13 protein-coding genes are annotated in these 12513 nt (G+C 70.4%); 8 read left to right on the forward strand and 5 right to left on the reverse strand.

The window, feature by feature from the left end:
* Positions 1-15 precede the first annotated feature (15 nt).
* The 6 genes from JUB13_RS18360 (at position 16) to JUB13_RS18385 (ending at position 5025) form a co-directional block, all read left to right on the forward strand.
* A complete protein-coding gene (locus JUB13_RS18360) occupies positions 16-1161 on the forward strand; it encodes an ABC transporter ATP-binding protein (RefSeq protein WP_207481541.1) in 1146 nt (381 codons plus the stop codon).
* Positions 1161-2159 carry an ABC transporter permease subunit gene (locus JUB13_RS18365; protein WP_407928159.1) on the forward strand — a complete coding sequence of 333 codons (999 nt, stop codon included), beginning with the start codon at positions 1161-1163 and terminating at the stop codon, positions 2157-2159. Before JUB13_RS18360 ends, JUB13_RS18365 begins: the two co-directional genes overlap by 1 nt.
* Positions 2156-3037 carry an ABC transporter permease subunit gene (locus JUB13_RS18370; protein ID WP_207481546.1) on the forward strand — a complete coding sequence of 294 codons (882 nt, stop codon included), beginning with the start codon at positions 2156-2158 and terminating at the stop codon, positions 3035-3037. The genes JUB13_RS18365 and JUB13_RS18370 overlap by 4 nt, the downstream gene beginning before the upstream one ends.
* A 142-nt stretch (positions 3038-3179) precedes the next feature.
* Entirely contained in the window at positions 3180-4226 is a 1047-nt protein-coding gene (locus JUB13_RS18375; protein WP_236025052.1) for an agmatine deiminase family protein, read from the forward strand.
* 132 nt (positions 4227-4358) lie between these two features.
* Positions 4359-4583, forward strand: a complete 225-nt coding sequence (locus JUB13_RS18380) for a hypothetical protein (RefSeq protein ID WP_207481547.1) — start codon at positions 4359-4361, stop codon at positions 4581-4583.
* Positions 4584-4719: 136 nt separating this feature from the next.
* Positions 4720-5025 carry a hypothetical protein gene (locus tag JUB13_RS18385; protein ID WP_207481548.1) on the forward strand — a complete coding sequence of 102 codons (306 nt, stop codon included), beginning with the start codon at positions 4720-4722 and terminating at the stop codon, positions 5023-5025.
* 29 nt (positions 5026-5054) lie between these two features.
* On the opposite strand, the gene JUB13_RS18390 is transcribed toward JUB13_RS18385, so the two are convergent.
* Both JUB13_RS18390 and JUB13_RS18395 read right to left on the reverse strand, forming a co-directional pair.
* Complete coding sequence (locus tag JUB13_RS18390) at positions 5055-5531, reverse strand: SRPBCC family protein (RefSeq protein ID WP_207481549.1); 477 nt, start codon at positions 5529-5531, stop codon at positions 5055-5057.
* A 123-nt stretch (positions 5532-5654) separates the two neighbouring features.
* On the reverse strand, positions 5655-6569 hold the full coding sequence (locus tag JUB13_RS18395) for an SDR family oxidoreductase (protein ID WP_207481550.1): 915 nt from the start codon (positions 6567-6569) through the stop codon (positions 5655-5657).
* Positions 6570-6655: 86 nt separating this feature from the next.
* Between JUB13_RS18395 and JUB13_RS18400 the strand changes: the two genes are divergently transcribed.
* Both JUB13_RS18400 and JUB13_RS18405 read left to right on the forward strand, forming a co-directional pair.
* Positions 6656-7222 carry a TetR/AcrR family transcriptional regulator gene (locus JUB13_RS18400; RefSeq protein ID WP_207481552.1) on the forward strand — a complete coding sequence of 189 codons (567 nt, stop codon included), beginning with the start codon at positions 6656-6658 and terminating at the stop codon, positions 7220-7222.
* Positions 7223-7338: 116 nt separating this feature from the next.
* On the forward strand, positions 7339-8571 hold the full coding sequence (locus JUB13_RS18405) for an MFS transporter (protein WP_207481553.1): 1233 nt from the start codon (positions 7339-7341) through the stop codon (positions 8569-8571).
* A gap of 65 nt (positions 8572-8636) precedes the next feature.
* On the opposite strand, the gene JUB13_RS18410 is transcribed toward JUB13_RS18405, so the two are convergent.
* From JUB13_RS18410 to JUB13_RS18420, 3 genes are read right to left on the reverse strand one after another with little or no spacing between them, the layout of a single operon-like run.
* Complete coding sequence (locus tag JUB13_RS18410) at positions 8637-9770, reverse strand: M20/M25/M40 family metallo-hydrolase (protein WP_207481554.1); 1134 nt, start codon at positions 9768-9770, stop codon at positions 8637-8639.
* 32 nt (positions 9771-9802) lie between these two features.
* A complete protein-coding gene (locus JUB13_RS18415) occupies positions 9803-10966 on the reverse strand; it encodes a M20 aminoacylase family protein (protein WP_207481555.1) in 1164 nt (387 codons plus the stop codon).
* A 20-nt stretch (positions 10967-10986) separates the two neighbouring features.
* Positions 10987-12513, reverse strand: a complete 1527-nt coding sequence (locus JUB13_RS18420) for a M81 family metallopeptidase (protein ID WP_207481557.1) — start codon at positions 12511-12513, stop codon at positions 10987-10989.

Genomic DNA, 12513 nt, shown 5'->3' on the forward strand with positions numbered 1-12513 from the left:
AGGTGCACCACGGCGATGGTCCAGCCGATCAGGAAGACCACGCTCGATCCATGGCAGGATCCCAAGGAGGAGCCCTATGTCCGGATCGAGAAAGTCACGAAGAAGTTCGGAGATTTCGTCGCCGTCGACGACGTCAGCCTGAACATCTACCGCAAGGAGTTCTTCTCGCTTCTCGGCGGATCCGGCAGCGGAAAGACGACGCTGCTGCGCATGCTGGCCGGCTTCGAGACGCCTACCGAGGGCCGGATCTTCATCGATGGCGTCGACATGACCGGCGTTCCGCCCTATGCGCGGCCGGTCAACATGATGTTCCAGTCCTACGCGCTGTTCCCGCACATGTCGGTGGAGCAGAACGTCGCCTTCGGTCTGAAGCAGGACCATGTGCCGAAGGACGAGACGCGACGCCGCGTGGCCGAGGTGCTCGATCTCGTCCAGCTCGGCCCCTTCGCCAAGCGCAGGCCCCATCAGCTCTCGGGCGGGCAGCGCCAGCGCGTCGCACTGGCGCGCAGCCTCGTGAAGCGCCCGAAGCTGCTGCTGCTCGACGAGCCGCTCTCGGCGCTGGACAAGCGCCTGCGCGAGCGCACTGCCTTCGAACTCGTCAACATCCAGGAGCAGGTTGGCGTCACCTTCGTCATGGTCACCCACGACCAGGAGGAGGCGATGACCATGTCCAGCCGGATCGCCGTGATGAACACGGGCTGGATCGCGCAGGTCGGCACGCCGGCGCAGGTCTACGAGTACCCCGGCAGCCGCTTCGTGGCGGGGTTCATCGGGGACGTGAACCTGTTCGAGGGCATCGTCGTCGAGGAGGAGCCCGACCATATCCTCGTCCGGTCGGACGAGGTGGCATGCGACCTCTACATCAGCCACGGCGCGGTGGTGCCCCGCGGCGCCAAGGTCGCCGTGGCGATCCGCCCCGAGAAGATGTCGGTCTCGAAGGAGGGCGCGGCGGGTCCAGGAACGCGCAACGCCGTCGTCGGCACCGTGCGGGAAATCGCCTATCTCGGCCAGTTCTCGACCTATCTCGTGGCGCTGGACACGGGAAAGACAGTCCGTGTCACCATGCCGAACACGAACCGCGCCGCCGAGATGCCGATCACCTGGGAGGACCGCGTCGTCGTGAGCTGGCGGCCCCTGGCCGGGGTGGTGCTGACGCAATGATCCAGGCCTCCCCGCCTCCGGCCGCCAAGCCGGCCGCAGCGACCCCGGTGGCGGCGCCCCCCACGCTCGCCGCGCGCGGCGGCTTCCAGCGCGCGCTGCGGCACAGGCTGCTGCCGCGCGGCCGCAGCCTGGTGACAGTCGTCCCGGTGTTTTGGCTGCTGCTTTTCTTCCTGGTGCCATTCGGCATCGTTCTGAAGATCAGCCTGTCCGAGGCGGCCATCGCCATGCCGCCTTACGAGCCGCTGTTCGCCTGGGCGGAGAACGTCCTGACGCTGCGCCTGAACCTCGGCAACTACCTGTTCATGCTGGAGGACTCGCTCTACGCGGTCGCCTACCTGAACTCGCTGAAGATCGCCGCGCTCTCGACGCTGATGTGCCTGCTGCTGGGCTACCCCATGGCCTATGCCATCGCGCGCGCGGCGCCTGAATGGCGCTCGCCGCTGCTGATGCTCGTGATCCTGCCGTTCTGGACCTCCTTCCTGATCCGGGTCTACGCCTGGATCGGGATCCTGAAGCAGGAGGGGCTGCTGAACCAGTTCCTGCTCTGGCTCGGCGTGATCGACGCGCCGCTGCACATCCTCTATTCCGAGACGGCGGTCTACATCGGCATCGTCTACAGCTATCTGCCCTTCATGATCCTGCCGCTCTACGCGACGCTCGAGAAGCTCGACCTGACGCTGCTGGAGGCGGCGGCCGATCTCGGCGCACGGCCCTGGAAGGCCTTCGTCTCTGTGACGCTTCCGCTGTCCCTGCCGGGCGTGATCGCGGGTTCCCTGCTGGTGTTCATCCCGGCGGTCGGCGAGTTCGTGATTCCCTCGCTGCTCGGCGGGCCTGACGCGTTGATGATCGGGACCGTCCTGTGGAACGAGTTCTCGGCCAACCGGGACTGGCCGGTCGCCTCGGCGGTCGCGATCGCGCTCCTCCTGCTCCTGGTGGTGCCGATCATGATCTTCCAGCACCAGCAGGGTAAGCAGCAGGCCGCGGAGGCCCGGCGATGAGGCGCCCCAACTTCCTCTACATGATCCTCGCGCTCGGCTTCGCCTTCCTCTACGTGCCGATCCTGCTGCTGGTCATCTACTCCTTCAACGCCAGCCGGCTGGTCACCCTGTGGGGCGGCTTCTCGACGCAGTGGTACGCCTCGCTCCTGGGCAACCAGCAGCTCCTCTCCGCGGCCTGGCTCAGCCTGCAGATCGCGGCGCTGAGCGCGACCGGGGCGACGGTGCTGGGCACCATGGCGGGCATGGTCATGGCCCGCTTCGGCCGGTTCCGCGGGCGCGCCATCGTGGGCGCGCTGGTCACGGCGCCGCTGGTGATGCCGGAGGTGATCACCGGCCTGTCGCTGCTGCTGCTCTTCGTGTCGCTGGAGGACCTGATCGGCTGGCCCGAGGGCCGTGGCATGACCACGATCACCCTGGCCCATGTGACCTTCACCATGGCCTTCGTGGCGGTGATCGTGCAGTCGCGCATGGCCTCGCTCGACGAAAGTATCGAGGAGGCTGCCATGGACCTGGGCGCCAGGCCCGCCAAGGTGTTCTTCGTGATCACCCTGCCCATCATCGCGCCGGCGGTGGTCTCGGGCTGGCTGCTGGCCTTCACCCTGTCGCTGGACGACGTGGTGATCTCGAACTTCGTGTCGGGCCCGGGCGCGACGCCCCTGCCCATCGAGATCTTCTCGAGCATCCGGCTCGGCGTCACGCCGGAGATCAACGCGCTGGCGACGATCATCGTGGGCCTGGTCTCGGCCGGGATCCTGGCCGCGGGCCTGTGGAGCGCTCGGCAGGAGCGCCAGCGACGGCGCGACGAGCAGCTCGCCCGCCAGGGCGCGGGGGAGCTCATGCCGATAAGCTCCCCGCCGCAGGACGCGCCGCCGCATTGACGGTGCCGGCCGCGGGGCGGCGCAACGGATGCAGCCCCGGCATGTTCCCTATCCCCGGGGTCCGCGCCCGTCCGGCACGGCAGGCGCGGGCCTGATTGCCAGCCCGTGCCGCCACCGCTAGTGTCTGCGCGGGATCATGACATTGGATGCAACGAAAGAGGTCGCCGCCATGACGACGCCGGCCGATAACGGCTACTTCATGCCTGCGGAATGGTGGCGGCACGACCGCTGCTGGATGGCTTGGCCCTGCCGCCCGGAGACCTTCGCCTGCGGCATCGACGAGGCCCGCGCCGCCTATGCCGAGGTCGCCCAGGCGATCGCGCGCTTCGAGCCCGTCACCATGGTCTGCAATCCCGAGGACGCGGCCGAGGCGTCGCTGGCCGTCGGGCCAGGGATCGAGATCCTGCCGCTGGCGATCTCCGACAGCTGGATCCGCGACACCGGGCCCAGCTTCGTGGTCGACGGCAAGGGCGGGGTCGCCGGCGTGCACTGGCGCTTCAACGCCTGGGGCGGCAACTACGCCGACCACCAGGTGGACGCGACGCTGGGCACGCGCATCCTCGAGAAGCTGGGGCTGCCGGCCTACGAGGCGCCGCTGATCCTGGAGGGCGGCGCCTTCCACGTGGACGGCGAAGGCACGCTGCTGACCACCGAGGAATGCCTGCTGAACCCGAACCGCAACCCCGGTCTGTCCAAGGCCGAGATCGAGGCGCATCTGCGCGCCCATCTCGGGATCCGGGAGATCATCTGGCTCGGCCGCGGCTACGAGCAGGACGAGACCGACGGCCATATCGACGAGATCGCCTGTTTCGCGCGGCCCGGCGTGGTAATCGCCCTGACCACCGACGACACGGGCGACCCGAACTTCGAGCGGTTCCAGGACAACCTGGACCGCCTGCGGCTGGCCCGGGACGCCAAGGGCCGCGAGCTCGAGGTGGTACCGGTGCGCCAGCCGGCCCGGCGCGACGCCAACGGCGTCCGGCTGACCCTGTCCTACACGAACTTCTATCTCGCCAATGGTGGGCTCGTAATGCCGGCCTTCGAGGATTCAGCCGACGACGAGGCGTTCCGCACCTTCCGCCGCATCTTCCCGGACCACGAGGTCGTGCAGATCCCGGCCATGGACATCGTCCGCGGCGGCGGCGGCATCCACTGCATCACGCAGCAGCAGCCAGCCGCCGGGCACTGAGCCGGGCTCCAAGCGGCCTGCCGCCCCGCCGGACCACCCGCGCATTGTCACACGGGGGCGGTCCGGCCAAACCGGAACCGGATCTCCTGAGCCGTGGTTGAACCTGTGGTTGCCACGACCAAGGAGAACATCATGAGGACGCTCAAGCTTGCCGCCGTCGCCGGCGTGCTCGCGCTCGGCCTTGCGGCCTGCGACGAGAACGGAAGCAGCGGCAGCAGCGGGCAGGAGCCCGCCAGCAATTCCGGCTCCTCGGCGCCGTCCTCGATGACGCCCAATACCGACCCGGCGGCTCCCTCCGCCTCCGGCACCATGACGCCGCCCGCGGGCGGGCCCCAGGCCCCGAACCAGCAGCAGTAGCCGGGGTCGGCCGGATCGCCCCGCCTCTGCGCGAGGGGCGGTCCGGCCGCTCTGGAAGGCGGCCCGGAAGGCGGGCGCCGGAAGCCCTCCGGCACTTCCCTGGATTCGCGGCGCCGAAGGGAGTAACATCCGAATCATGCAGATCGGGATGCCACCTCCCCCGCCGCCACCCGTCAAGCCGGCCGTCGCGCCGCAGACGGTGCAGGCTACGCTGCAGCCGGCGGTGATCGCCGCCGCGGCGACGACCCAGCCGCAGGCCACGCTGACGGCCCAGGCGCCCCAGGCGGCTGGTCGCGTCGATGCGTCGCGCCGCAACCAATCGGGGACCGAGACCGGCCATTCCCGCGATACCCTGGCGGGCTCCCTGAACGCGCGCACCAACGCCATGGCGGCCGGCGGCCCCGCGCATCCCCGCGGCTCGCTGGTGGACGTGCGGGTCTAGAGCCGCCGAAGCCGACAGGTCCTCGCGCGCTAAAGGGTCCTTGCAACCGCTTCGAGCTGGTCGGTGGCGATGCCCCAGCCCTCGTGAAAGCCCATCTCCTCGTGCCGCCGGCGGTCCTCGGCGGTCCAATGGCGCGCCCGCGCGGTGTACCGGGTCTTCCCGTCCTCGTCGGCGAAGGTCAGGATCGCGGTCATGAAAGGCTTTTCGGCGGGCTCCCAGGCGCGGACATAGGCGTCGGTGATCACCAGCCGCTCGCCCGGCACGACCTCCAGATAGACACCGCGGTTCGGGATCTCCTCCCCGTTCGGGCCCTGCATCACCACGAGGCTGGATCCCCCCGGGCGCACGTCCATCTCAGCATGGACGGTCTTCCAGGGCGGCGGCGTGAACCAGCGGGTCACCACCCCGGGGTCGGTCCAGGCCCGGTAGACATTGGCGCGCGGCGCGTCGATCAGACGGGTCAGCACCAGTTCGCGCTCGGCGGGAAAGCTCGGATCGATGCTCATCGGGTCCTCACTTGATTCGGGTGGTCGCGCCCCCGAACCCATGGTGCCGTCCCGTCCCGACACGACAAGAGAAAAAACGGAAGGTGCGCGTCCCATATGGCCTGGAGGCCCGGGGACGCCCCTTCACCGGTAGTCCGTCGCGTCGGCCGGGCGCCCCGCGTCCTGGACCTCGTCGATGTAGCGCCAGCAGTCGGGACGCGAGCCGTCCAGGTCGGTGAAGCCGTAGACGCGTGCAAGCTGTCCGCTCGACAGCGACTCTCCGTTCCAGCGCGCGCGGTCCGGATCAGCCGCCAGCGCCGCGACCGCGCGCCCCACGAAGCGCGGCGTCTCGGAGATCGCGAAATGCGGCTCGGCAGAGCAGGCGTCGCGCCAGCTCGCCTCCGTCACGCCGTAGTGCTCCAGCATCATCTCGGAGCGCAGCCAGCCCGGCGTGATCGAGACGGCGGTGGCACCGTATGGCGCCAGGTCCCGGGCATGCGCCCAGGCCATCCGAATCGGCGCCGTCTTGCAGAGGTCGTAGAAGGGCGAGAGCCGATAGCTGCGCGCATTGTACTCGGCGGTGCCGTCGGTGACCTCGACCAGAAGGCCGCCCTGCCGCTCGATCATCAGCGGCAGGGCATGGTGGGCCGTCACCAGATGGGTGTCGATGGCGAGCCTGAGCATGCGCAGGCCGTTCTCCAGGGAATGCTCCCAGGCCGGCTTGTTCCAATCGAACAGGTGCTCGCCACCCCAGATGTCGTTGACCAGGACGTCGAGCCGCCCGTGGTCGCGGCGGATCCGGGCGACCAGATCACGAACCTGATCGGGCACAAGATGGTCGACCTGCAACGCGATTCCGGTGCCGCCGGCGGCATCGACGAGCTCGGCCGTTTCCTCGATGGTCTCGGGCCGGCCGTACTCCGACCGCTGGTTCCGCGTCGACCGCCCGGTCGCGTAGACGACCGCACCCGCGGCACCCAGCTCCACCGCGATGCCCCGTCCAGCCCCGCGGGTCGCCCCCGCGACCAGCGCGACCCTGCCTTCCAGGCTCCACGACATGGATCCTCCCTTGCGGCTATGCACTCGACATCCGGTCCAACCGGCGGCCATATATAAATGAACGTTCGTTTACAGTCGAGAAACTCATGGGCAGGCGCAGGACGATTCCTGATGACGTGGCGCTGGCGGCGGTCCTGGATCTCGTCCGGCGCGTCGGCCCGGAGGGGGTGACCTTCGCGGCGGCCGCGGTCGAGACGGGCCTGTCCGGGGCCACGCTGGTCCAGCGTTACGGATCCAGGGACGGCATGGTCCGTGCGGCGATCCTACTGGCCTGGGACGCTTTGGATGCCCGGACGGCCGAGCTGGACGGGACGGCAGCGCCGACGCCCAGAGGCGCCGTCGAGATGCTGGTTGGCCTTTCGCACGGCTATGCCGATGCCGACAGTTTCGCCGATGGCCTGCTGCTGCTGCGTGAGGACCTGCGGGACCCGGTGCTTCGGCAGCGTGGCGCGATCTGGGGGGCGGCGCTGGAGCGCGCGCTCGACCGCCGCCTCGACCCCGAGGGGCGCCGGGGGTTCCCGCTCGGCCGCATGATGATGGCGCAGTGGCAGGGTATCGTGCTGTGGTGGGGTTTCGAGCAGGTCCGTCCGGTCGAGGAGGAAGTCGCGCGGGCGCTGTCGACCTGGTGCATCGCGGCAGGCCTGGCGGCCTGAGGACAGCCCTGCCCTGCGACCGGGCAGCTTCCGGACCCGCGCGGACACGCTATGGTGGCGTCCCCGTTCAGCCGGGCGGCGGATGCGCGCCGCCCCCTGCCCCGCAAGGCCAATCCATGACGCCCGACGCCGCCGGCAAGCCCGTAGCATCGACCCGCACGACGGCGAGCCCGACGCTGACGTGGGGAGCGGTTGCGCTGGTACTGACCGCGATCAATCTCCGTCCTGCGCTGACGAGCCTCGGCCCCGTGCTGGTCGACGCGATGCGCGACACCGGGATGAGCACTGCCACCGCAGGCGCGCTGAGCACGGTGCCCGTGCTCTGTCTTGGCGTCTTCGGCCTGCTCGCCCCGCGCCTTGCGCGCCGTTTCGGCATGGAACGGACAGTCTTCGCGATGCTGCTGGTCCTCGCCCTTGGGCTGTCGCTGCGGGCGATCCCCAGCGTGCCGGCGCTGCTTGCGGGCGCCGTGGTCGCGGGGGCGGGCATCGGCGTCGCCGGCGTGCTGCTGCCGGGCATCGTGAAGCGCGACTTCCCCGGAAGGGCGAGCCTGATGATCGGCGTCTACACCATGGCGCTGGTGGGCGGAGCGACCCTGGCGGCGGGGCTGACCGTCCCGCTGGCGCAGGCGCTGGACAACCGCTGGAACGCCGCGCTGGCGCTGTGGGCGCTGCCGGCCCTCATGGCGGCGCTCCCCTGGCTGCCGCTGGTGCGCCATCCGGCGCCCGCGGCGGCCCCGGGCGCCGGATCGATCGGCGCCCTGTGGCGGGACCCGCTGGCCTGGCAGGTGACGCTGTTCATGGGGCTGCAGTCCTCGTTGGCCTACATCGTCTTCGCCTGGCTCGCGCCGGTACTGCGCGAGCGCGGCTTCGACCCGCTGGCCGCCGGCTTCGCCGCCTCCATCGCGGTGGCGCTCCAGATCCCGTCCTCGTTCCTGACGCCCATGCTGGCGGCCGGGCGCCGCCGGCAGGGCGGCACGGCGGTCACCATGCTGGGGCTGTCGCTCGCCGGGATGATGGGCTGCATGTTCGGACCGACGGCAATCGTCTGGCTGTCGGCAGCAGTGCTCGGCCTCGGGCTCGGGGGGCTGTTCGCGACGGCGCTCCTGCTGCTGGTCCTGCGCGCGCCCGATACCCAGGCGGCTGCCGCGCTCTCGGCCATGGCGCAGAGCTTCGGCTACGCGCTGGCCTCGCTGGGCCCGCTCGCCTTTGGGTTGCTGCATGGGAGCCCCGGCGACTGGACGGCGGCAGGCGCGCTGTTCGCGGCGATCACGCTGGTGGCCGCGGGCTTCGGCCTGGCGGCCGGGCGCGACCGCCGGGTCGGCGTGCCCCGCCCTGGACCCGCGCCCTGAACCCGCGCCCTGAGCCCGCCTGGTCCCCGCCAGCGCCCTTTGGACCCGCCGTGCCGACACCCCCTTCAGGCGAGGGTGAGCAGGAGGCCCGCCATCAGCCGCGCGCGCTGCGGCAGGCTGTCGACGAGGATGTGTTCCTCCAGCGTGTGGTAGCCCGCCCCCATCAGACCCAGCCCGTCGAGGGTGGGGATCCCCACGGCGCCAGTGAAGTTCCCGTCCGACCCGCCACCGGCGCTGCCATGGCCGAGATCGAAGCCGAGCCCTGCCGCAATGCCGCGCGCACGGTCGTAGAGATCCATTGTCCCAGGCCCGGGCTCCCAGACTGGCCTCACGACGCCCAGCGACACCTCGAAGCGGGTTCCGTCGGGCTCTTCGCGGGACAGGGCCAGTATCCGCCTGGTGCCTTCGTCCAGGTCCGCTTGGCGCTTGGCCATGCTGAGCGCCTCGGCGCGGCAGGTGGTGGGGACGCAGTTCACCCACTGACCGCCCTGGACGACGCCCACGCTGAAGGTGCAATCGTCCGTCGTCATCTCCTCGATCGCGAGGATCTGCCGCGCCATGTGCCGGATGGCCGAGCGTCCCTCCTTCAGCGCCGCGCCGGCATGGCTCGGCCGGCCGTGGGCCGCGAAGTTGTACCGCGCGATCGCATAGCGCCCCGTGACGACGCCGTTGCCGGCATGGGCGGGCTCGGGAACCAGCACGTAGCGGTGCCGGCGCGCCTCGGCGAGGATGAGCTCGCGGGTCCCGGGACTCCCGATCTCCTCGTCGCAGGTGAACAGGAAGCTGACCGGAAGAGGCGTCTGCAGGCCGGCCCGCCCGATCTGGCGCACCGCCTCCAGCGCCGCAAAGGCGCCGCCCTTCATGTCGAGGATGCCCGGGCCGAAGCAGCGGTTCCCGTCGCGCCGGAACGGCAGGGCCGAGAGCGTGCCGACGGGATGCACCGTGTCCAGGTGGGACATGATCAGGATCCCCCCCTCGCCTGCGCGGGGATGGGGGAAGGCTGCGCGGAAGCAGTCGCCGAGCCCGGGCGGCCCCGGGATCCGCTCGACCGTGGCGCCGGCCGCGGCGAGATCGCCAGAGGCGAGATCCATCATCGCATTGACGGCGCGGGGATCGAAGGTGGGGCTCTCGCAGGTCACCCAGCGCCCGAGACCGTCGAGCATCGCGTCGGCATCGAAGGGAAGCGCGTTCAGGTCCATTGCTCTCTCCGGGTTGGTCCGGGATGGACGGCTCAGGCGGCGCTGAGGCGCCGCTCGACGATCCGGGCCAGCAGGCTCGCCCCGACCGGCAGCATCGCATCGTCGAAGATGAAGCCGGGATTGTGCAGCGGGACCGTCCCGCCATGGCCGACCCAGCAATAGGATCCGGGAACGGCGCGCAGCATGTCGGCGAAATCTTCGCTCCCCATCATCGGCCGCGGCGTCGTCAGCACGTTCGTGTCGCCGACGATGTCGCGTGCGGCATCGGCCAGGGCGGCAGCCTGCTCGTCATGGTTCACCAGCACGTCGAAGATGTTGCGGATGTCCACCTCGATCTCGACGCCGAAGGACAGCGCCATGCCCTGCGCGATCGCGCGCATGCGCTCGCGCACGAGCTCCGCGACCTTGGGCGAGAAGGTGCGCACCGTCCCGCACAGGCTGGCCTCCTCGGGGATCACATTGTAGGCCGAGCCCGAATGGACCTGCGTGATCGAGACCACCGCGGCCTCCATGGGGTCGGCATTGCGGCTGACGATGGTCTGCAGCGCCTGGCCCAGGTTGAACGCCACCACGACGGGATCGCGGGCGAGCTGCGGCATCGCGCCGTGGCTGCCGCGGCCCTTGATCCGGATGTCGAAGAAATCGGCGGCCGCCATGGCGTTCCCGGGCCATACGGCGACCTGGCCGGGCTCCAGATAGGGCGAGTTGTGCAGCCCGTAGACCTCGTCGCAGGGGAAGCGCTGGAACAGCCCGTCCGCCAGCATCGCGCGGGCGCCGCCCAGCCCTTCCTCGGCCGGCTGGAAGATGAAGACGGCGGTCCCGGGAAAGTCCCGGTTCTCGGCGAGATAGCGCGCGGCGCCGAGCAGCATGGTCGTATGCCCGTCATGGCCGCATCCGTGAAAGCGCCCCGGAATCGTCGAGCGCCAGGGCAGGTTCGTCGTCTCGTCCATGGGCAGAGCATCCATGTCGGCGCGCAGGCCGATGCGCCGGCCGGGTCCGCCCCGCCCCGCCAGGATGCCGACGACGCCGGTCCGCCCGATGCCGCGATGCACCTCGATGCCCCAGGACTGCAGCTTCTCGGCGACCAGGGCGGAGGTGCGGACCTCCTCGAAGCCGATCTCCGGATGGGCATGAATATCCCGCCTGATGGCGGTCAGCTCGTCGGCGAAGCCGTCGATGGGCGCAAGCGTTGGCATTGGTGATCCTCTTCGGGATGTCAGGATTTCGGCTGCCCGGCGGGCCGATCGAAGACAGGGCCGCCCGGCGACAGGCGCATGCCCGGGCGCAGGCGCGTCCAGGGCAGCGCCGCCGGGTCGACCGGCATCGGGCCCGGCGCGGCGCAGACGAGGACGGTCTCGGCGATCGGCTCGAAATCGGCCCGGAAATGCACGGAGCTCTTGTTAACCAGGATCGCCTGCTCGCGGGGCTCGATGCCGACCTGCCGATACATGGCCTGGTCCGCCATCTGTGCCTTGCGCGAGCCGACGACGATCCGCACGTCGTCGATCCTCAGGCATGCGGACGGGCCGAGATTCATCCGGCTGCCGCCGTAGAAGGGGCCAGGAGCGACGAACCGGCCGTCGGACAGAGCCTCCACCGCGAAGGTGCCCTCGAAGGGCCGGTCGCCGGGAGTGCCCGACTTCCCGCCCAGGGAAAGCGTCAGCGTGCCCCCGGTCCCGGCGGCATGGGCCGCCGCCGCCGCCGCGGGATCGACGATGACGCCGATCGCGGCCCTGCGCGCGCCGTTCGCCACCAGCGCGCGCAGCATGCCGGTCGTGTCGGAATCCCCGCCGGCGCCAGGATTGTCCTGGGTGTCGGCGATGACCACGGGGCGGTTCGCGCTCTGCGCGATGCGCATCGCTTCCCGGACACCCTCATCGGGGGAGAGCACGCGGCCTGCAAAGGCGGTCTCGCTGCGCAGGATCAGGGCGCAGAGCTCGTCCGCCACGGCCTCGGCCTCCGCCTGCCCCGTGCCGTAGACGAGCACCGAAGGCCCGCAGTCGGGAAAGTCCGCGGCGGGAAAGCCCGGCAGGAAGGACAGGGTACGGATGGCGCCGCCCTCCATGTCCGCAAGACGCCCGTAGATGCTGCGGCTGGGCTCCATCCCGGTGCCCTGCCAGGCGATCGGGATCAGGAACGGAAGCTGGCGGAACACCTTCGCGTCCCGGCGGTCCGTGCCGAGGAGGCCGGCAAGATGCACGGCCGAGCGCCGCCCGGTCTCGGCCATGTCGATGTGGGGATAGGTCCGGTAGGCGATCAGCGCATCCGCCGCCGCCACCATCCCGGGGGTCACATTGCCGTGCAGGTCCAGGCTCGCCACCACGGGCACTCCGGGGCCAACCGCCGCACGAACCCGGGCAAGGATCTCGCCCTCGCCGTCGTCGAGATGCTCGGCCACCATGGCGCCGTGCAGGTCGAGATACACGCCGTCCAGCGGGCCTGCGGCCTCGATGGCCGACACGATCCGCGTCGCGATCCGCTCGTAGGCGTCCTGCCGGACATGCGCCGAGGGGCTTGCCGCGCACCAGAGGGTCGGAACGAGGGTCCACCCCTTCTCGGCGGCGGCCTCGATGAAGCCGGAGGCGCCGACATTGACGCCGCGGACGCGCTCGAAGATCTCGTCCCCTTCGGCCAGGCGCGGCCAGCCGCCGCCCTGAACGAAGTCGTCGTAGCCCGCCATGCTGGGGGCGAAAGTGTTGGTCTCGTGCAGGAAGCCGCCGATGGCGATGCGCGGGCGTGTCAT

This window comes from Arenibaculum pallidiluteum, from assembly GCF_017355985.1.
GTDB lineage: Bacteria > Pseudomonadota > Alphaproteobacteria > Azospirillales > Azospirillaceae > Arenibaculum > Arenibaculum pallidiluteum.